The organism is Streptomyces sp. NPDC002309, from assembly GCF_053593375.1.
The window spans coordinates 224,913-244,953 of record NZ_JBSFCI010000001.1 but is presented as its reverse complement, the minus strand read 5'-3'; the positions used below and the strand labels follow the sequence as shown (position 1 = coordinate 244,953).

Annotated in this window: 15 protein-coding genes and 1 pseudogene; 10 read left to right on the top strand and 6 right to left on the bottom strand. The window is 72.2% G+C overall.

The genetic code is table 11. The features are described 5' to 3' along the window. The first annotated feature begins 59 nt into the window (after positions 1-59). The 4 genes from ACWCPM_RS01070 (at position 60) to ACWCPM_RS01055 (ending at position 3,422) form a co-directional block, all read left to right on the top strand. On the top strand, positions 60-251 hold the full coding sequence (locus tag ACWCPM_RS01070; protein ID WP_450974092.1) for a hypothetical protein: 192 nt from the start codon (positions 60-62) through the stop codon (positions 249-251). A 189-nt stretch (positions 252-440) separates the two neighbouring features. After that, positions 441-2,555: a 4-alpha-glucanotransferase gene (gene malQ / locus ACWCPM_RS01065; protein ID WP_450973999.1), complete on the top strand. Its 2,115-nt coding sequence runs from the start codon at positions 441-443 to the stop codon at positions 2,553-2,555. A 181-nt stretch (positions 2,556-2,736) separates the two neighbouring features. Next, on the top strand, positions 2,737-3,006 hold the full coding sequence (locus tag ACWCPM_RS01060; RefSeq protein WP_450973998.1) for a hypothetical protein: 270 nt from the start codon (positions 2,737-2,739) through the stop codon (positions 3,004-3,006). A 167-nt stretch (positions 3,007-3,173) separates the two neighbouring features. After that, entirely contained in the window at positions 3,174-3,422 is a 249-nt protein-coding gene (locus ACWCPM_RS01055; RefSeq protein WP_450973997.1) for a hypothetical protein, read from the top strand. Positions 3,423-3,523: 101 nt separating this feature from the next. On the opposite strand, the gene pepN (ACWCPM_RS01050) is transcribed toward ACWCPM_RS01055, so the two are convergent. Beyond that, on the bottom strand, positions 3,524-6,106 hold the full coding sequence (gene pepN, locus ACWCPM_RS01050) for an aminopeptidase N (RefSeq protein WP_450973996.1): 2,583 nt from the start codon (positions 6,104-6,106) through the stop codon (positions 3,524-3,526). A gap of 112 nt (positions 6,107-6,218) precedes the next feature. On the opposite strand from pepN (ACWCPM_RS01050), the gene ACWCPM_RS01045 reads away from it, so the two are divergent. Beyond that, positions 6,219-6,704: a DUF1203 domain-containing protein gene (locus ACWCPM_RS01045; RefSeq protein ID WP_450973995.1), complete on the top strand. Its 486-nt coding sequence runs from the start codon at positions 6,219-6,221 to the stop codon at positions 6,702-6,704. Between the two features lie 31 nt (positions 6,705-6,735). On the opposite strand, the gene ACWCPM_RS01040 is transcribed toward ACWCPM_RS01045, so the two are convergent. Next, positions 6,736-7,764, bottom strand: a complete 1,029-nt coding sequence (locus ACWCPM_RS01040; protein WP_450973994.1) for an aspartate-semialdehyde dehydrogenase — start codon at positions 7,762-7,764, stop codon at positions 6,736-6,738. A 212-nt stretch (positions 7,765-7,976) separates the two neighbouring features. On the opposite strand from ACWCPM_RS01040, the gene ACWCPM_RS01035 reads away from it, so the two are divergent. Further along, positions 7,977-8,522: a sigma-70 family RNA polymerase sigma factor gene (locus tag ACWCPM_RS01035; RefSeq protein ID WP_450973993.1), complete on the top strand. Its 546-nt coding sequence runs from the start codon at positions 7,977-7,979 to the stop codon at positions 8,520-8,522. Between the two features lies 1 nt (position 8,523). Further along, a complete protein-coding gene (locus ACWCPM_RS01030) occupies positions 8,524-9,255 on the top strand; it encodes a hypothetical protein (protein WP_450973992.1) in 732 nt (243 codons plus the stop codon). 54 nt (positions 9,256-9,309) lie between these two features. Here ACWCPM_RS01030 and ACWCPM_RS01025 read toward each other — a convergent pair whose 3' ends face one another. Then, the gene (locus ACWCPM_RS01025; protein WP_450973991.1) at positions 9,310-12,612 is read right to left on the bottom strand and encodes a S8 family serine peptidase; all 3,303 of its coding nucleotides are present in this window, start codon (positions 12,610-12,612) and stop codon (positions 9,310-9,312) included. 212 nt (positions 12,613-12,824) lie between these two features. Here ACWCPM_RS01025 and ACWCPM_RS01020 point away from each other — a divergent pair, with 212 nt between their 5' ends. Both ACWCPM_RS01020 and ACWCPM_RS01015 read left to right on the top strand, forming a co-directional pair. Then, on the top strand, positions 12,825-13,280 hold the full coding sequence (locus ACWCPM_RS01020) for an NUDIX hydrolase (protein WP_450973990.1): 456 nt from the start codon (positions 12,825-12,827) through the stop codon (positions 13,278-13,280). 335 nt (positions 13,281-13,615) lie between these two features. Beyond that, on the top strand, positions 13,616-13,963 hold the full coding sequence (locus tag ACWCPM_RS01015) for a serine hydrolase (RefSeq protein ID WP_450974091.1): 348 nt from the start codon (positions 13,616-13,618) through the stop codon (positions 13,961-13,963). Here the strand turns inward: ACWCPM_RS01015 and ACWCPM_RS01010 are convergent. Next, positions 13,904-14,620 (bottom strand): annotated as a pseudogene (locus ACWCPM_RS01010) (hypothetical protein); the annotation flags it as partial. The gene ACWCPM_RS01015 and the pseudogene ACWCPM_RS01010 sit on opposite strands and share 60 nt — an antisense overlap. Before the next feature lie 213 nt (positions 14,621-14,833). Beyond that, positions 14,834-17,410, bottom strand: a complete 2,577-nt coding sequence (gene pepN / locus ACWCPM_RS01005; RefSeq protein ID WP_450974090.1) for an aminopeptidase N — start codon at positions 17,408-17,410, stop codon at positions 14,834-14,836. Positions 17,411-17,573: 163 nt separating this feature from the next. Between pepN (ACWCPM_RS01005) and ACWCPM_RS01000 the strand changes: the two genes are divergently transcribed. Beyond that, positions 17,574-18,212: a mycothiol-dependent nitroreductase Rv2466c family protein gene (locus tag ACWCPM_RS01000; protein ID WP_450973989.1), complete on the top strand. Its 639-nt coding sequence runs from the start codon at positions 17,574-17,576 to the stop codon at positions 18,210-18,212. 265 nt (positions 18,213-18,477) lie between these two features. Here ACWCPM_RS01000 and ACWCPM_RS00995 read toward each other — a convergent pair whose 3' ends face one another. Then, complete coding sequence (locus ACWCPM_RS00995; RefSeq protein ID WP_450973988.1) at positions 18,478-19,857, bottom strand: amino acid permease; 1,380 nt, start codon at positions 19,855-19,857, stop codon at positions 18,478-18,480. Positions 19,858-20,041 lie beyond the last annotated feature (184 nt).

Here is a 20,041-nt window from a genome sequence, read left to right as displayed (position 1 = left end):
GCACCCCTGCGCCCCGGGTCACGCACCGCTCCAAACGCACGCCGTTCCCGAGGCAGGCGGTGCGGCTCGCCGGCCAGGACCCGGCGAAGGACGCTCCCGCCGACCCGGACCTCGCACAGGTGTGCGCCTTCAGTGCGGAGGGTGCCTGCGCGGAGGCGCCGCTGACCAGCGAGCCGCCGCTGCCCGACGCCGAGCCCCTCACCAGCGAGCCGCCGCTGGCCGCCCCCGACGCCGACTTCACCAGGCCGTAGCCGCCGTGGCCCGGACACCCATCCCGCGAGGTTGTGAATGACCGCATCCCGGACCCCGATCCCGCGAGGCCGCAGATGACCTCCACCCGGACCCCGATCCCGCGAGGCCGCAGATGACCTCCACCCGGACCCCGATCCCGCGAGGCCGCAGATGACCTCCACCCGGACGTCGGCCCCGCGAGGCCGCAGATGAGCGCGCCCCGGCCGGCCGAGGTCCCCGGGGAGGACCTGTGCCGGCTCGCGGAGTCCTACGGCGTCGCCCCCTCCTACAGCCCCGCCCCGGACCGCACGGTCGCCGCCTCGGCCGCCGCGCTCACCCGGACCCTGGCCGCGCTCGGAGTCGACGCGAGCACGCCCGAGGCCGTTCGCGGCGCGCTCGCCGTCCGCCGCGCGGAACTGCGGGACCGGCTGCTCCCGCCGACCGTCGTGGGCTGGGGCGGCGCCGCGCCGGAGGCCCTCGCGGGCCTGCCCGAGGGCACCCGGCTGCGGATCGAGACCGAGCAGGGCGAGACCCGCGACCGTGCCGAGGGTCTTCCGCCCGGCGTCCACCGGCTCACCGTCACCGCGCCCGACGGCCGGACCGCCGCCGCCCATCTGATCGCCGCCCCGTCCCGGCTGCCCACCTCGGCGGCCCGCTCCTACGGCCTGCTGGTCCAGCTCTACTCCCTGCTCTCGCGGCGCTCCTGGGGTATGGGCGACCTCGGTGACCTGGACGAACTCGCCGCCTGGGCCGGCCGTTCGCTCGGCGCCGGATTCATCCAGGTCAACCCGCTGCACGCGGGCGTGCCCGGCGCCCCCACCGACCCCTCCCCCTACCGCCCCTCCTCCCGCCGCTTCCCCGACCCGGTGCACCTGCGCGTCGAGGCCGTCCCCGAGTACGCCTACGCCGACGACCGCGAGCGGGTGCGCGCGCTCGCCGAACGGGCCGGCCGGCTGCGGAGGGCGGTGCTGGAGAAGGACGCGCTGATCGACCGGGACGCGGTGTGGGAGCTGAAGCGGGAAGCCCTGGAGCTGGCGGGCGAGGTCCCCCTCGGCCCCGGCAGGCGCGCCGCCTACTGCGACTATCTCGCCGAGGAGGGCGAGGCCCTGGAGGACCACGCCACCTGGTGCGCCCTGGCCGAGGTGCACGGATCCGAGTGGCACACCTGGCCGGAGGGTCTGCGGGACCCCCGGTCACCGGAAACGGCCCGGGCGAGACGGGAGTTGATGCACCGCGTCGACTTCCACTCCCGGCTCGCCTGGCTCACCGACGCCCAGCTCGCCGCCGCGCAGCGCACCGCGCGGGAGGCGGGGATGCGGGTCGGGATCGTGCACGACCTCGCGGTCGGCGTGCACCCCGGGGGCGCCGACGCCTGGGCGCAGCAGCGGTACTTCGCCACCGGGATGTCCGTGGGCGCCCCGCCGGACGCGTTCAACTCCCGCGGCCAGGACTGGGGCCTGCCGCCCTGGCGCCCCGACCGGCTGGCCGAGTCCGGGTACGCGCCGTTCCGGGGGCTGCTGCGCGGCCTGTTCCGCCACGCGGGCGCGCTCCGCATCGACCATGTGATGGGTCTGTTCCGGCTGTGGTGGGTGCCGGTGGGCCTGCCGCCGACGGAGGGGGCCTACGTCCGCTACGACGCCGAGGCGATGCTCGCCGTACTGGTGCTGGAGGCCTCGCGCACCGGGGCGACGGTGATCGGCGAGGATCTCGGGACGGTGGAGGAAGGCGTCCGCGAAGCGCTGCGCGAGCGAGGAGTGTTCGGTACGTCGGTGCTGTGGTTCGAGCGCGACTGGGAGGGCGACGGCCGCCCGCTGCCGCCGGACAGTTGGCGCGCCGACTGCCTGGCCACCGCGACCACCCACGACCTGCCGCCCACCGCGGCCCGGCTCACCGGCGAACACGTGGAACTCCGTGACCGGCTCGGCCTCCTCGGCGGCACCCTCGACGTGGAACGCGCGACCGCCGCCGCCGACACGGGGGAGTGGCTCGCCCTCCTCACCCGGCTCGGTCTGCTGCGGGGCACCGGCGGCGGTCGCGGCACCGGCGCGGAGGAGGCCGAGGTCCGGGCCGTCCACCGCTACCTGCTGCGCACGCCCGCCCGGATGATCGGCGTGTGGCTGCCCGACGGGGTCGGTGACCGGCGGCCCCAGAACCTGCCGGGGACGTGGGACGAATACCCCAACTGGCGGCTGCCGATCGCCGACGCGGAGGGGCGGGCGGTGACCTTGGAAGGGCTGGCGTCCTCGACGCGGCTGCGGTCGCTGATGGACGTCTTGAGGAGGGAGGCGAACGGCGCCTGGCGGGGGGACGAGGGGAGTTCTTGAGGCGGTGGGCGGGCGGATGCCGGACGGGGCGCGGCGGGGCGGCGGGCGGCGAACCACGCGCCTTCGCCGCGGGCCGCGGGCTTCTCGCGGAACCTCGGATCGGCTCCTCGGCGGCGGACCCTCGGCCACTTACGGCACCCCGGACGAGCGGCCCTCCCCGGGGTTCGATACTTTGGGCACCGTGGACAAGAAGAACACCCTGCGCGCCGGCGCCCTGGCCGCCGGTACGACGCTGATGATGCTGCTCATGTCGTCCCCCGCGCTCGCGCTGACGCGTGACGACGGTGACGACCCCGGCACGGGCCTGAGCGTCATCGAGACGCTGGGTTGGTTCGTGTTCGCCCCGCTCGCCATCTTCGGAGTGATCGCGGGCCTGGTCATGGTCCTGGACAAGTCCGACAGGCGGGTCACCCGCCCCGACGTCTCGACCCGGGCCGACGCGAAGGCCTGACCGCTGGGCTCCACCGGAGCCCCCGCGCTTTTCCGGAAGGCGCGGTCCTCGTCGTCGTACGTCCCGTACGCCGATGCGGACCGCGCCTTTGGCATGTCTGCACGGCGCTGTGCCGGTGTCGGCGGGAACCGTGTGAGCAGCCCTCCGCCCTCGCCGACCGTGTGACGGTGGCTCACTGGAAGGACTCCGCCGTCCGGGCCGCGCTCCTGGTCCGCCCCGACGCCCAGGTCACCCGGGCGGCCGAATCCGCGGCCCCGGTCGCTGTCGAGGCGTCCCTCGCGGCCCGTCCGGGCTCGCACCAGGGCCGCCCGGCGGTCCGCGCCGGACTCGGCCCGCGGACCATGGTGGCCACGCTGCCCCGCCGCGCGCCGAGGGGCGCCCCACGAGCCGGACTCGTGGAGCGCCCCTCGGCGTGAGAACGGCGGACAGCCCTGGCCCCGGGCCGAGTTCCGGTCCCCCGGTCCCAGCCCGGGGGCCGGGACCGGTTCCGGAGCCGGGCCCGGCTCCGGCCCTGGGCCTAGCTCTGGCCCTGGGCCGCCGCGTCCGCCGACTGGGCCCGCAGGGCCCGTTCGATGCCCGCGCGGGACTCCGACACCAGGCGTCGCAGCGCGGCGTTCGGCTCCGCCGCCGACAGCCACGCGTCGGTCTTCGCCAGGGTCTCCTCGGAGACCTGCACCGCCGGGTACAGCCCGACCGCGATCTGCTGGGCCATCTCGTGGGAGCGCGAGTCCCAGACGGTCTTCAGCGACTCGAAGTACTTGTCGGTGAAGGGCGCGAGCAGCTCTCGCTGGTCGGTCTGGACGAAGCCGCCGATGACCGCCTCCTGCACGGCGTTCGGCAGCTTGTCGGACTCGACGACCGACGCCCAGGCCTCCGCCTTGGCCTCCGCTGTCGGACGGGCGGCACGGGCCGTGCCGGCGTGCCGCTCACCGGCCGCCGTCCTGTCGCGCTCGTGCTCGCCCGCGATCTCCGCCTCGTCGAAGCGGCCCACGGCCGCGAGCCGCTGGACGAAGGCCCAGCGCAGCTCCGTGTCGACGACCAGCCCCTCCACCGTCTGGGAGCCGTCGAGCAGCGCCTCCAGCAGATCCAGCTGCTCCGGTGTGCGCGCGGTCGCCGCGAAGGCGCGCGCCCAGGCCAGCTGGTGGTCGCTGCCGGCCGCGGCGGCGCGCAGGTGCGCCAGCGTGGCGTCCGTCCAGCGGGTCAGCAGCGCCTCGCGAGCGGCCGGGGCGGCGTACAGGTCGATCGCCAGCTTCACCTGCCGCTGGAGCGACTGCACCAGGCCGATGTCCGACTCCTTGCCGATGCCGGACAGGACGAGGGAGAGGTAGTCGCGGGTGGCGAGCTCCGCGTCGCGCGTCATGTCCCAGGCCGACGCCCAGCACAGCGCCCGCGGCAGCGACGACTCGAAGTCGCCCAGGTGGTCGGTGACGAAGGCCAGCGACCGCTCGTCGAGGCGGACCTTGGCGTAGGACAGGTCGTCGTCGTTCAGCAGCACGACGTCCGGCCGCGGACGCCCCACCAGCTGCGGTACGGCCGTCAGGTCGCCGTCGATGTCCAGCTCGACGCGCTCCTCGCGGACCAGCTTCCCGGCGTCGTGGTCCATCGAGTAGAGGCCGACCGCGATCCGGTGCGGGCGCAGCGTCGGCTCGCCCTTCGCGCCGGCGGGCAGCGCGGGCGCCTCCTGGCGGATGGCGAAGGACGTGACGACGCCGTCCGCGTCCGTCTCGATCTCGGGGCGCAGGATGTTGATCCCGGCCGTCTCCAGCCACTTGCGCGACCAGGTCTTCAGGTCACGTCCGGAGGTCTCCTCCAGGGCGGTCAGCAGGTCGCTCAGACGGGTGTTGCCGTACGCGTGCCGCTTGAAGTAGGCCTGCACGCCGCGGAAGAACTCGTCCTCACCGACGTACGCGACGAGCTGCTTCAGCACGGACGCGCCCTTGGCGTACGTGATGCCGTCGAAGTTGACCAGCACGTCGTCGAGGTCGTTGATCTCGGCCATGATCGGGTGCGTGGACGGCAGCTGGTCCTGGCGGTACGCCCATGTCTTCATGGAGTTGGCGAACGTCGTCCAGGAGTGCGGCCAGCGCGAGCCGGGCGCGGCGGCCTGGCAGGCGATGGACGTGTACGTGGCGAACGACTCGTTCAGCCACAGGTCGTTCCACCACTCCATGGTGACCAGGTCGCCGAACCACATGTGGGCCAGCTCGTGCAGGATGGTCTCGGCACGCGTCTCGTACGCCGCGTCCGTCACCTTCGAGCGGAAGACGTACTGGTCGCGGATGGTCACCGCGCCCGCGTTCTCCATCGCCCCCGCGTTGAACTCCGGCACGAACAGCTGGTCGTACTTCTCGAACGGGTACGCGTAGTCGAACTTCTCCTGGAACCAGTCGAAGCCCTGCCGCGTCACCTCGAAGATCGCGTCCGAGTCGAGGTACTCCGCGAGCGACGGCCGGCAGTAGATGCCGAGCGGCACGGACTGGCCGTCCTTCTCGTAGACGCTGTGCACGCTGTGGTATGGGCCGGCGATCAGAGCCGTGATGTACGTCGAGATCCGCGGCGTCGGCGCGAACACCCAGACGCTGTCCTGGGGCTCGGGCGTGGGCGAGTTGGAGATGACGGTCCAGCCCTCGGGCGCCCGCACGGTGAACTGGAAGGTCGCCTTCAGGTCCGGCTGCTCGAAGGACGCGAAGACGCGGCGGGCGTCCGGCACCTCGAACTGGGTGTAGAGGTACGCCTGGTCGTCGACCGGGTCGACGAACCTGTGCAGGCCCTCGCCGGTGTTGGTGTACGCGCAGTCGGCGACGACGCGCAGCACGTTCCGGCCCGCCGGCAGGCCGGTCAGGGCGATCCGTGAGTCCTTGAAGGCGGCCTCGGGGTCGACCGGGTCGCCGTTGAGAGTGATCTCGTGGACCGTCGGCGCCACCAGGTCGATGAAGGACTCGCCACCGGTCTCGGCGACGTCGAAGCGCACCGTGGTCACGGACCGGTAGGTGCCGCCCTCCTGCGCCCCGGACAGGTCGAGATCGATCTCGTACGAGTCAACGGTCAGCAGCTTCGCCCGCTGCTGCGCCTCTTCGCGAGTCAGGTTTGTGCCAGGCACGCGGTCATCTCCTCGTTATGTGTCGGTTGCGCCATCCTTCCACGCGACCTGCGCCGATGGCGATGTCCGTTTCCCGCCGGTGGACGGGGCGGCGACGCGCGAACCTGGCTCCATGACGACCTACTTCGCACATGCCATCGAAGAGCCGGTCCTCGAGGAGCTGCGCGTCGCCGACGACGCGGGACGCCCGGCGATCGCCGTGCCGGACGAGGAGGGCGGCGCGCCGCTGCGCTGCTGCCTGCGCCGCAGCGGGCTCGGGGAGCGGATCGCCCTGGTCTCGTACGCGCCGCTGCGCCGCTGGGCGGCGGCGACGGGCGCCGATCCTGGTGCCTATGACGAACAGGGCCCCGTCTTCATCCATGCGGAGGAATGCGGGGGGCCACGGGGCGGGGGGCCACAGGGCGAGGGCCTCCCCTTCACGAACGCGCACCGCACGCTGCGCCGCTACTCCGCCGAGGGGCACATCCGGGGCGGCGACCTGGTCGAGGACGACTTCGCGACCGCGCTCACGCACGCGTTCGACGACCCGGAGGTGGCACTCGTCCACGTCCGGGCCGTCGAGTACGGCTGCTTCCTCTACGAGGTGCGCAGGCCCTGACGGGCGAGCGGCACCGCGCGGGCCGGGAGGGTCAGCCGGCCGCCTTGGCGGACAGCTCCGCCGCCACCAGCTCCGCGATCTGCACCGCGTTCAGTGCCGCGCCCTTGCGCAGGTTGTCGTTGGAGACGAACAGCGCGAGACCGTGGTCCACCGTCTCGTCCTGGCGGATGCGGCCCACGTACGACGGGTCCTGGCCGGCGGCCTGGAGCGGGGTCGGGACCTCGGACAGGGCCACGCCGGGGGCGCCGGCGAGCAGCTCCTTGGCGCGCTCCGCGCTGATCGGGCGGGCGAAACGGGCGTTGATCTGGAGCGAGTGGCCGGTGAACACCGGGACGCGGACACAGGTGCCGGACACCTTCAGTCCGGGGATCTCCAGGATCTTGCGGGACTCGTTGCGGAGCTTCTGCTCCTCGTCGGTCTCGTTCAGGCCGTCGTCCACGACCGAACCGGCCATCGGCAGCACGTTGTACGCGATCGGCGCGACGTAGTTGTGCGGCGCCGGGAACTCGGCGGCGGAGCCGTCGTGCGTCAGCTTCGGCGCGTCCTCACCGACCTTCTTGACCTGCTCGAACAGCTCGTCCACACCGGCGAGACCGGAGCCGGACACCGCCTGGTAGGTGGCGACGACCAGGGCCTCCAGGCCGGCCTCCTCGTGCAGCGGCCCCAGCACGGGCATCGCGGCCATCGTCGTGCAGTTCGGGTTGGCGATGATGCCCTTGGGGCGGCTCGCGATCGCGTGCGGGTTCACCTCGGACACCACCAGCGGCACCTCGGGGTCCCGGCGCCAGGCGGAGGAGTTGTCGATCACTACCGCGCCCTGCCCGGCGACCTTCTCCGCCAGCGCCTTGGAGGTCGAGCCGCCCGCGGAGAACAGGACGATGTCCAGGCCGGTGTAGTCGGCCGTGGCCGCGTCCTCGACCGTCACGCCGTCCAGGACCGTGCCCGCCGAGCGCGCCGAGGCGAACAGCCGCAGCTCCGTCACCGGGAAGTCGCGCTCCGTCAGGATCCTGCGCATGACCGTGCCGACCTGACCGGTGGCTCCGACGATTCCGACCCTCACGGCGACTCCTCTGCGTGGTTTGCGGGCGCCCCTGCCCTGACAGGGGCCTTTCCATCATGCGGGGCACCTGGGCCCCTGTGTCCAATTCTTTGGGCTTGTGCCCGTCTGGTGGGACGGGGCCTCTATGACGTACGCCACTGATGTCTGCCCCGAAACCGGATCGAACGTTTCGGCCGGTCCGGGCGTCCTAGGGGAAAGCGGCGAGGAGAGGGGTGGCTGTGCTGCGCAGAAAGGCGCGCCGCGGCCAGGGGGGCGACGAGCACGGTGATGTCGGCGACCCCTTGGACGCGGCCCAGGAGCGCCGGGTGCGGGCGGTGCTCGCGCTCGGCGGAGTGCCGCAGGCGGACCTGCCGGACGGGGTGCAGCAGGTCCGCCTGCGGCTGCTGGAGCGCGCCGCGAGCGGCCGCGAGGCACCGCGGGACGTCTCGGCGTGGGCTGCGGTGGTCGCCTCCAACCTCGCCATGGACTGGCACCGCGCCAAGCGCCGGCAGGAGCGCATAGGGGAGCGCCTGGCCTCGCTGCGCCAGCCGGCACACCCCTCCGGCGAGGACACCAGCCTGCTGTCCCTCGCCGTCGCCCAGGGCCTGGACGAGCTGCCGGACCCCCAGCGTCAGGTCCTCGTCCTGAGGTTCTACGCCGACCTGCCGGTGCGTTCCATCGCCGAGGAGCTCGGCGTCCCGGAGGGGACCGTCAAGAGCAGGCTGCACACGGCGGTCCGGGCCCTGCGCGCCCGCCTGCACGAGGACGAGGTGGTGTGACGTGAGCGTCGACCGTGACGGCCTGGGCGGCTTCGAGCACGACCCGCTGATGGCCGTCATCACCGACGAGCCGCTGACCGACGCGGCCCGCGCCGACGCCGTGTTCCTGGCCGAGCACCGCTCGGCGACGGCGGACGTGGCGCTGCTGCGGGAACAGCTCGGAGTCCTCGGCGCGGCACTGGCCCAGGAGCCGGACCGGCCCGCGGAGGTCGTGGTGCCCGTCCCGGTACGGCCGCGCCGCCGCTTCTCCGCATTCGCCCTCGGCGCGGCCGGGATCGCGGCCGCCGGAGCGATGGTGGCCGGACTGGGCTGGCTGTTCGTCCAGGCGGACGGTGGGGCGGCCCGGAACGTCGAGTCGAGCGCCGACGAAGCCCAGTCCGACTCCAAGGCCGACCCCGGCCCGCTCGGCTCCCCCGAGTACCTCGCCTGCGCCCGCCTGATCGCCGAGGGCGAGGTGACGAAAGCCCGGCCCGTCCCCGGCACCGGAGAGGAACGCGTCACCCTCGACGTCACCCGCTCCTACAAGCCGGCGAAGGGCGCGGCCGAGGTCACGTTCACGATCCCCACCGCCGCCGGCCTCGACGAGGGGTCGCAGGTCCTCGTCGCCATCCGCCACGGCCGGACGACCCCCGACTTCTGGCTGGTCGGCGAAGAGGCGATCGCCGACCAACGGCCCTTGCTCACCGAGACGCTGACGCGGGCCGACGCCACACCCTGTGAGCAGGGGGAATGACGGAAAGGGGCGGGCGCCCTCCCGGACGCCCGCCCCCGCTGCCGTACGGACGAGCTACGGCGTGACCTTCTCGATCTTCACGTTGCCGATGCCCGCGGCGGTACCGCGCGCGTTGACCAGCTGCACCTGACCGAAGAACTCACGTCCCTCGGGTGCGGCCGCGGCGGCGGTGACGCTGCCGGTGACCGTCGCCGACGCGCCCGTGGCGAGCTTCACCGGCGCCGAGCCGTCGACGCTCACGCTGCCGAGGGCGGCGGAGAAGAAGACGTCCCGGTAGTCGTAGGCGGTGGAACCGGCCGGCACGGCGTAGCCGATGACCACGATGGAGTAGGTGCCGGCCTTCGGGGAGGCGATGGAGACCGCTTCCTCGGAGTCACCGTCGGCGGACACCCCTACCAGCGTGCCGCTCGCGTCGTACAGCTCCAGGTCCAGGTCGGCCGCGTTGTCCGAGACGCCGCCGATGGCCACGTCGAGGGAGTCGGAGCCCGCCGGGACCTCGACCGTGCTGGTCTGGGTCTCGCCCTCCGCGATCGTCGGTCGAGTGGTCTTGGACGAGCCGAGCAGCCCGCCGACCAGCTTGCCGTCGATCGCCGCGTAACCGTTGGTCACCTTCCAGGAGGCGGCGGCCGGCACACCGACCTTGGCTTCCGGCACGGTCACGGTCTCCGGGTCGAAGGCCGCGCCGAGCACGGTGACGTCCAGCTTGTACGGGTTGTCGAGTAGCGGCGACGTACGGCGCGACTCGACCTCGATCTCCCAGACGCCAGGCTGCGGGTCGGCGTACGACCGCACGTCCGGACGGCAGGTGTTGGCCGGGTTCGTGTAGTTCGGGTAGCAGTTGATCGTCGACGTCGGGTCGGACGGGACGCCGTACGGGTGGATGGCGATGAACCGGGTCTGGCTCTTGTCCTTCAGCCCGCCGATCGCGACCTCCAGGGACTTGGCGCCCTCGGGCACGGTCACGAAGTACGACGTGGTGCTGTTGCGCTGCACCGAACCGGACGCGGAGTAGGCGTACTTCAGCGGCTGCGCGACGACGACCGTGTTGAGGACCAGCTTGTCGATGCCCTCGGTACGCGGGTCGTCGAGCTCCAGGATCGCGCTCTTGAGCCCGGCGGACTTCGGCGCGGCCTGCACCTTGACGGTGACCGGCTGGTTCAGCGGGAGCCTCACCACGTCGTCGCCGACGATGCGGAAGGTGCCGCCCGTGTCGTTCTCGAAGTGCAGCTCGTGCCGGACCGCCGTGGCGGGACCGGACGTACGGGTGATGGTGACGTCGTACGTCTTCTTCTGGCCGGCCTTCAGGCCGCCCTCGCGGTCGTAGAGGCCGGTGCCGAAGCCCGGGGTCTTGAGGAACTGGTCGATCGCGGTGTCGACCGGCGCCTTGACCGTGTAGGTGTGCGCGGTGGCGTCGTCCCGGATCGAGTCCCAGGCGTCCGGGATGTTGATCAGGCCCGCGCCCTCCTCGTACGCCTGCACCCCCTTGATGTGGTCGGCGGTCGAGGTCAGGGCCGTGCGCAGGGTCGCCGGGGTGAGGTCGATGCCCTTCTGCTTCGCGGCGGACAGCAGCAGCGCGGCGGCGCCGGTCGCCTGCGGGGAGGCCATCGAGGTGCCCTGGAGCATGGAGTAGCCGGGCGGCAGGCTGTAGCCGGCCTCGGCGACCGGGCCGCCGGGCGACCAGGTCTGCGTGGTGTTGATCGCGGCGCCGGGCGCGGAGAGGGTCGGCGTGAAGCCGCCGTCCTCACGCGGGCCGCGCGAGGAGAACGGCATCATGGCGTACCGCTTCTCCACCGCCGCGCCGTAGTCGGCGGCCCAGGTCTCCTTGGAGACGGTCGCGCCGACCGAGATCACCTTGTCGGCCAGCGCCGGGTCGCCGATGGTGTTCGCGCCGGGGCCGGAGTTGCCCGCGGAGATCACCAGCTGGACGCCGTACTCGTCGATCAGGCGCGTGTACAGCTCGGCGCGCGCGTTGTTGCCGTCGTTCAGCGCCGGGAGACCGCCGATCGACATGTTGACGATGTCGACGCCCCGGTTGACGACCAGGTCGATCATGCCCTCGGTGAGGGCCACGTTGGTGCAGCCGCCGGACCAGGTGCACGCCCGGGAGGAGACCAGCTTGGCGCCGGGGGCGGCGCCGTTCATCCGGCCGCCGAACAGGCTGTTGGCGGCGGTGATGCCGGCCACGTGCGAGCCGTGCGAGCCCTCGATGACGCCGATGCTGACGTAGTCGGCCTTGGCGCCGGCCGCGTTGTAGACGACGTCCTTGCGGATCTCGACGACGAACGGGATCCGCTCGGCGATCGCGGTCGCCGGGTCGTCCGTGCCGAAGTACCCGATCTGGAAGCCGTCCTTGTACGGCTTCATCGCGGCCTCGTCGGTGAAGTCGAGGTCGTCGTCCAGGTCGACGCGCGCGGTGCCCGAGGCGGCGTCGTACAGCACGCCCCAGACGTCCGTGGTGTCGCCGTCGCGGTTCAGGTCACCGGCCATGTCGCCACCGGTGGTGGCGGCCTCGGAGAAGTAGTTGAACCTGTACGAGCCCTCGGGAGCCTTGAACGTCTCCGTGCCGAGCGCGGACGTCGTGATGGCGAACGTCGGGCCGCTGACCGCCGTGGTCATCCGGCGCCAGGTGCCGTCGCCGTCGACGACCGGGTCCGTGGCGGTCACCCAGTCGACGATCTTCCGCTCACCGGTCGTGGTCTTCTGCAGCGCCGGGTGGCCGAGGTCCACACCCGAGTCGAGGATGCCGATGGTGACGCCGCGGCCGTCCGCCTTCGGGTGGTCCTCGACGAAGTCGACGGCACCGGTCTCGAAGGAGGGGTTGTACGGGTTCTCGGCCGGGGTGTTCTTCCCCGGCGCGGGGTAGCTCCCGGGGGTGGGCTTGCCGCCCTGCGCGCCGCCCGCGTTCGGCCGCGGGTCGTCCAGCGGTATCTCCTCGCGCAGGTCGATGCCGTGCACGGAGGACAGCTCGGTGGCGGCGGCGATGGCCGCGTCCGCCTTGCCGGTCGGCACGGTGGCCCGGACGTAGCCCAGCTTGTCGTACGTACGGCCCACGAGGCCGCCGTCGACCGAGTCGAGCTGCTCGGCGACCTGCTCGGTGCGGCCGGGCGCGGTGGCGACCATCATGGTGACGCTCTTGGCGCCTTCCGCCTTGGCCTCGGCGAGCAGTTCCGCGTCGTCGGAACCGAGCTTGTCGTGGGCGGACTTCATACCGGGGTCGGCGGCCGCGGGCGCCTGGGCCGCGGCGAGTGCCACGGGTATCGGCCCGACCGCGGCCAGCGCGGCGACCAGGCCGGCGGCCAGGGCGATCCGGGCCACGCGTCTCGCGCCCGGTATCGCTTCGCTCTGGGGGTGTGTCATGGCATCCCTTGCTGATTAAGGACGAGACAGTCCGGAATGCGGTCCCGGACGACCGCTCAGCCTTACGCAACAGCGGAGGGTTTGGCGAGGGTTGACCGAGTCGCAATGGATGAATGGGGAAAACCCGCGATGCGCATCGAGGGGCGCAGGGGGCGAACGGAACATTCAGGGCGGTGGGTGGCATTCCTGGTGCGACGGGATAGCGTCCCCTCGTGCGCAAGAAGTTGAGGGTGGCGGCCTACGCCCTGTGCGTCCGTGACGGCCAGGTGCTGCTCGCCCGCTCCCCGGCGCCCGACGGAACCCCGGAGTGGGTGCTGCCCGGCGGCGGTATGGAGCACGGCGAGGATCCCTACGACACCGTCCGCCGGGAGGTGCGCGAGGAGACCGGCTACCGCATCGAGGTCACCGGCATACTCGGCGTCCACTCCCTCCACCGCGCCTTCCCGGGCCCCCGCTTCCGGCGGGAGACCGACCATCACGCCGTACGCCTGGTGTACGAGGGCAGCGTGATCGGCGGCGAACTGCGGCACGAGCTCGGCGGTTCCACCGACATGGCCGCCTGGCACGACCTCGACGCCGTGGCCGCCCTGCGGCGGATCGGCCTGGTCGACCTGGGCCTGCGGCTGTGGCGGGAACGCCCGGCCACGGGGCGCGTCGACCGGGCTTAGCGCCGCGGCCTGAGGCGCCGCCTCGCCGGCAGGGGGTTCCTCGCCGGACGAACTCCGGGTGGCGGTCCCTGGGCCGCGAAGTCGGCGGCCCCGCACCGCGCGGATTTCGCCGATCCCTCCCGGGCCGGTCCGGCCTCCCTCTGCCGCGAGCTGTCCTGCGACGCCCCGGGAGCCCGCACGGACCTGGCGCACCGGGCGGGCGACCGCACCCCGAACTACTCCTGAAAAAGGGCTGAAACCCATCCAACCGGGACGCCCGTCAGCAACCTTCACGCGGTGCTCATGGTTTCTTCCTCCGACTGTGCTGTGATCCGAAAAGGATCCGAGGGGATCAGATGGGGGAAGTCATGAGAGTACGAGTGACCCTGGTGGCGGCCACGGCCGTGGCACTGTCGGCCGCCCTGGTCGGCCCGGCCCTCGCCTCGCACACCGGCGGCCACGAGGCGACCCGCGAGGCGCTGCGGGCCGCCGTGCGGGACGGGGTGCCCGGTGCGACGGCGACGGCGAGGGACGCCCGCGGCACCTGGCGGGCGACCGAGGGCGTGGGCGACCTCCGCACCGGCGCCCCGCGTTCGGTGGCCGACCGCTACCGGGTGGGCAGCATCACCAAGACGTTCGTGGCGACCGTGCTGCTCCAGCTGGAGGCGGTCCTCCGCGATCGCCCGCCCCTCCGCGAGCAGTGAGTCCACCGCGTCCACGACGTGCGGGCGGCTCAGCAGCCTGGCCTGATTCAACTCCCGCACGATCGCGGCAGGTTCGCAGTGGCCGCCGCGCACGGCCTCGGTCAGCAGCCGCCGGACCGCCCCCGCGTCCGTGAGGTCGGCCACCGCGTCGGCCAGGGCCCGCGGCACCGGCGCGACCGGCAGGCCCGTGCGGTACTGAGGCGTGGGCAGCGTGGAGGTGCGCAGCAGACGGGCGCAGCCGGTCGAGCGCAGCCGGCGCAACCGGGGGACCAGTACGTCGATGCGGTCCAGGGAGGGCAGCGGGGGGACCGCGGCGAAGCCGTGCAGGTTCAGCGCGGCGAGGCCGGTGATCACCGCCTCGGGGTACGGCGGGCGTTGCTCTTTGTCGGGGCCGGGCTGGGCCGGGACACCGGGGGAGGGCTCCCGGGCCGTGTACATCAGCACCGCGTGCAGCCGCTCCTCGCTGGTCGGCGGGCCGGGGTGGAGCAGGTAGACGCCGGGGAGGAGTTCCTGCCAGGGGCCGCCGGACCTGCACTGCCCTTCGGTCTCGGCGGTGGAGACGCCGTGCGCCCGCAGCTGAGCGGCCGTCATGACGCGGCGCCGGCCTTCGGACAGGTGGTGCAGGGGGCGGGGGGAGAGCGGGGTGTTGTGGTTCATGACCCGGAGATTCCCGCGCCCGATCGGCCCCTTAACCGCTGTTACACGCCCGTCGACAAACCCGGACAAGCTCGCACTAAAGGACGCATGTTCGGATGCCGAGAGAGCGGCGAAAACCCCTGGTCCGTTCGGGTGCGGACCAGGGGTTACGGTTGTTGTTGCCTGAATTTCGTAACGGTGACCAACGGCCCAAGCTCAGGCCAAAGCTATGGGTCAGCCCGCCGACGCGTCGCACGCCTGTGCGCGCAGGGCCCGGGCCAGGTCGTCGCGGGACTCCAGGACCAGGCGGCGCAGGGCCGGGGCGGCGTCCTCGTGCGCGGTCAGCCACGCGTCCGTCGCCGTCAGCGTGTCCTCGCTCGCGCGCAGCCCGGGGAACATGCCCCGCACCACGTGCATGGCGATCTGGATCGACCGCTCCCGCCAGACCCGCTCGATCACCTCGAAGTACTTCTCGGCGTACGGCTCCAGCAGGTCGCGCTGGGACGGCCGGCCGAAGCCCCCGATCGTCGCCTCGACGAGCGCGTTGGACAGCGCGTCGGACTCGACGACCTGCGCCCACGCCTGCGCCTTCACCGCCGCCGAGGGGCGGGCGGCGAGGCAGCGGGCCTGGCGGCGCCTGCCGGACGCGGTGTCGTCCCGGGTCAGCTCCGCGGCCAGCGTCTTCTCGTCGGCGGCCCCGTGCGCGGCGAGCGGCTCCAGGAACATCCAGCGCAACTCCTGGTCCATCACGAGCCCGTCGATGCCCTCCGTGCCGTCCAGCAGCCCCTGGAGCAGCCGGAGGTGCTCCGCGCCGGAGGCCACCGACGCGAAGAAGCGTGCCCAGGCCAGCTGCTGTTCGCTGCCGGGTCCGGCCGCCCGCAGTTCCCGCAGCGCGCCCTCCGCGAGCAACTCCTCACCGACGGGACGCCACTTCGGCGCCGCGTAGTGGACGAGCGCCGACTCCGCCCAGGCGTGCAGCATCTGCAGCACGCCGATGTCCGACTCGCGTCCCGCGAACCGCAGCACCAGGTCGGCGAAGTCCCGCGTGGGCAGGAGCGCGTCCCGGGTCATGTTCCACAGCGCCGACCAGCACAGGGCCCGGGCCAGCGGGTCGGTCAGCTCGCCCAGCGCCTCCTTGAGGGTGGCGAGCGAGGTCTCGTCGAAGCGGATCTTGCAGTAGGTGAGGTCGTCGTCGTTGACCAGGACCAGCTCCGGTGCCTCGGCGCCGGCCAGCCCCGTCACGACCGTGCGCGGCCCGTCGACGTCCGTCTCCTGGGCGGCGTAGCGCTCCAGCGCCCCGCCCGCGCCGCGCCGGTACAGCCCGATCCGCACCCGGTGCGGGCGCAGCTCGGGGTGCGACTCGGGCGCCTCCTGCAGCACCGCCAGCTCCTCGACGCGGCCCTGTGCGTCCAGCAGGACCTGCGGGGTGAGCGAGTTGACGCCGGCGGTCTGGAGCCAGGACCGCGACCAGGCGCCCATGTCCCGCCCGCTGGTCTCCTCCAGCACCGACAGCAGGTCGGCGAGGCGCGTGTTGCCGTACGCGTGCCGCTTGAAGTAGCGCCGCGCGCCCTCCAGGAACGCCTCCTCGCCGACGTACGCCGTGAGCTGCTTGAGGACGCTCGCTCCCTTGGCGTAGGTGATGCCGTCGAAGTTCAGCTTCGCGTCCTGAAGGTCGCGGATGTCGGCGGTGACGGGGTGCGTGGACGGGAGCTGGTCGGCGCGGTAGGCCCAGGACTTGCGGCGGTTGGCGAAGGCGATCCAGCCGTCGGTGAAGCGGGTGGCGCGGACCAGCGAGAAGGAGCCCATGAAGTCGGCGAACGACTCCTTCAGCCACAGGTCGTCCCACCACTCCATGGTGACCAGGTCGCCGAACCACATGTGCGCCATCTCGTGCAGGATCACCGTGGCGCGGTGCTCGTACGAGGTCTGCGTGACCTTCCCCCGGAAGAGGTACTCCTCCTGGAAGGTCACCAGTCCCGGGTTCTCCATCCCGCCGAGGTTGTACTCGGGCACGAAGGCCTGGTCGTACTTCCCGAACGGGTACGGGTAGTCGAACCGCTCGTGGAAGAAGTCCATGCCCTGCTTGGTGAGACGGAAGATCTCGTCCGTGTCGAAGTAGGGCGCGAGGCCCTTGCGGCACAGCGCGCCGAGCGGGATCTCCAGCGTCGTGCCGTCGTCGAACTCACGGGTGTAGGAGTCCGTGACGTAGTGGTACGGGCCCGCCGCGACGCATGTGATGTACGTGGCGATCGGCTTGGTCTCGGCGAACCGCCAGACACCGTCCGCGAGTTGCCCGGCGCCGTTGCTCCACACCGTCCAGCCCTCCGGCGCCCGCACCTCGAAGCGGAACGGCGCCTTGAGGTCGGGCTGCTCGAAGTTGGCGAAGACCCGGCGGGCGTCGGCCGGCTCGTACTGGGTGTACAGGTACACCTCGCCGTCCTCGGGGTCGACGAAGCGGTGCAGGCCCTCACCGGTACGGGAGTAGGCGCACAGCGCGTCGACGATCAGCTCGTTGTCGGCGGCGAGGTCCTCCAGCAGGATCCGGGAGCCGTCGAAGACCTCGCTGGGGTCGAGGTCCCGGCCGTTCAGCGAGACCGCGGTCACGTCCGGCGCGATCAGGTCCGCGAAGCTCGCCGCACCGGGCTCGGCGCAGCGGAACCTGATCGTGGTCACCGAGCGGAAGGTGCGCGGCCCGTCGCCGGACGCCTCGCCGAGCGCGGAGCGCACGTCGAGCGACACGTCGTACCCGTCGACGGACAGCAGGGCGGCCCGCTCCCGGGCCTCGTCACGGGTCAGATTCTCACCGGGCACGGGCGGCACTCCCTCGGGTTCGTCGGACGCGGGTTCGTCGGACACGGCTGAACAGGACTGATCCTCCCATGTGCTGCTGACGCGGGGCAGCCGGGAATGGTCCGGCGCGTGGCGGTGTTCCTGCGGGAGTTCCCGGGAGATTCACTTCCTCATGAGGAGAGAAATGTCGGACAAAACCCCCGTCGACTTCTGGTTCGACCCGCTCTGCCCCTGGGCCTGGATGACGTCCCGCTGGGTGCTGGAGGTGGAGAAGGTGCGCGACATCGAGGTGCGCTGGCACCTGATGAGCCTCGCGGTCCTGAACGAGAACAGGCTCGACGAACTCCCCGAGGAGTACCGCGAGATGCTGGCCACCAAGGCGTGGGGGCCGGTGCGTGTCGTCATCGCGGCCCAGCAGGAGCACGGCCCCGAGGTGCTCGGCGGTCTCTACACCGCGCTCGGCACCCGTATCCACAACGAGGGTCAGGGCCCGGAGAAGGAGGCGGTCGCCGCCGCCCTGAAGGAGGTGGGCCTGCCCGAGTCCCTCATGGAGCACTGGGACGCCACCCCCTACGAGCCCGAGTTGCGCGCCTCGCACCAGGAGGGCATCGACAAGGTCGGCCAGGAGGTCGGCACGCCCGTCATCTCGGTTCCGGGGCCCGGCGGCACGGAGGTCGCCTTCTTCGGTCCGGTCGTCACCCCCGCCCCCCGGGGTGAGGACGCCGCCCGCCTCTGGGACGGCACCCTCGCCGTGGCCTCGGTCCCGGGCTTCTACGAGCTCAAGCGCACCCGCACCCAGGGCCCGGACTTCAGCAACCTCTGAGCCTCGGCTTCCGAGTCTCTGATTCTCTGATTCTCTGAGCCTCCTCGGCCCCTGAGCCTCCTCCGGCTCACCGAAAGCCCCCGCGAGTCACGTCCTCGCGGGGGCTTTCGTCTTTCCGCCTGCCGACGTGAAAGGTGAGAAGGCGATCACGGGGCAGGACGAGCGGCGGGCCGCCCCAGTCTTACTGCAATGAGTATGCAACTACAACCTAGCAAGAAGAAGGCCCCCGTGTGTGGACGCGGGGGCCTTCCGGGGTATCGCGGCGTCAGCGCCGGGCGCGTGACCGCTGCCAGGCGTAGCCGACGGCCGCCAGCACCAGCGTCATGGCGCCCGTCGAGTAGAGCTGCACCCGTGTGCCGGGCTCCCTGGCCATCAGGACGAAGATCGCGACCATGCCCGCCAGCGCCACCCAGGTCAGCACCGGGAACGCCCACATCCGTACGACCAGCTTCCCCGGCGCCTCCCGCTCCAGCCGGCGGCGCAGCCGCAGCTGTGAGACGGCGATGAACATCCAGACGACCAGGATCACGGCGCCGATCATGTTCAGCAGCCAGGGGAAGACGTCGTCCGGCCGCCAGTAGCTGAGCACCACGCACAGGAAGCCGAACACCGACGACGCGAGCACCGCGTTGCGCGGGACGCCGCCCGTCACCCGGCCCAGCGCCTTCGGCCCCTGGCCCCGCTTCACCAGCGAGTACCCGATGCGTGAGGCGCCGTAGATGTTGGCGTTCATCGCGCTCAGCAGCGCGACCAGCACCACGACGTTCATCAGCTGCCCGGCGCCCGGGATGCCGAGCCGGTCCAGGGTGGCGACGTAGGGGCCGTCCTCGACGACCGCCTTCGAGTCCCACGGCACGAGGGTGACGACCACCGCCATCGAGCCGATGTAGAACAGCGCGATGCGCCACATCGCCGTGCGGACCGCGCTCGCCACGCCCTTCACCGGGTCCTCCGACTCGGCCGCCGCGATGGTGACCGTCTCCAGGCCGCCGTACGCGAACACCGAGGCGAGCAGGCCGATCACCAGGCCCTCGCCGCCGCCCGGCAGGAAGTCCGTGAGATTGCTCGTGCCGGGGGAGTCCGTGCCGGGCAGGACGCCCGCGATCGCCAGCACGCCGAGCACCAGGAACAGCGAGATCGCGACGACCTTCAACGCCGCGAACCAGAACTCGAACTCACCGAAGTTCTTCACGGCCGCGAGGTTCATGCCGCAGAACACCAGCATGAACAGGGCCACCCACGCCCACTCCGGCGTGCCGGGCAGCCAGCCGCTGACGATCTTGGCGGCGCCGATCCCCTCCAGCCCGACGGCCGTGCACAGCAGGACCCAGAACGCCCACCCCGCGGTGAACCCGGCCCACGGCCCGATCGCCCGCTCGGCGTGCGCGGAGAACGAGCCCGAGGACGGATACGCCGCCGACATCTCGCCGAGCATCCGCATCACCAGCATCACGAGGATGCCGGAGATGACATAGGCGACGACGATCGACGGACCGGCGGCGGCGATGCCCGCCCCGGAGCCGACGAACAGCCCGGCGCCGATCACGCCACCGAGGGCGATCATCGACAGATGGCGCTGCTTGAGTCCGTGGGAGAGGGCCGCGTCCGCCTGTGGCGGGGCCTCTGTGGGGGTGGTGCGGGACATGGGAGCGACTCGTCCAGTACGTGAGGGGATAAGAAGGACAATCATCCGGAGTGTAAAGGCCGGGTCAGGATTTCCTCCCGGCCGCCCATTTGGCGAGACCCTACAGAGCGCGCTCCACGCTTCCCGTGAGAGCCACCCGCCTCCACCTCAGTGACTGTTATCACTCCGGTCCGCGTGTAATCAC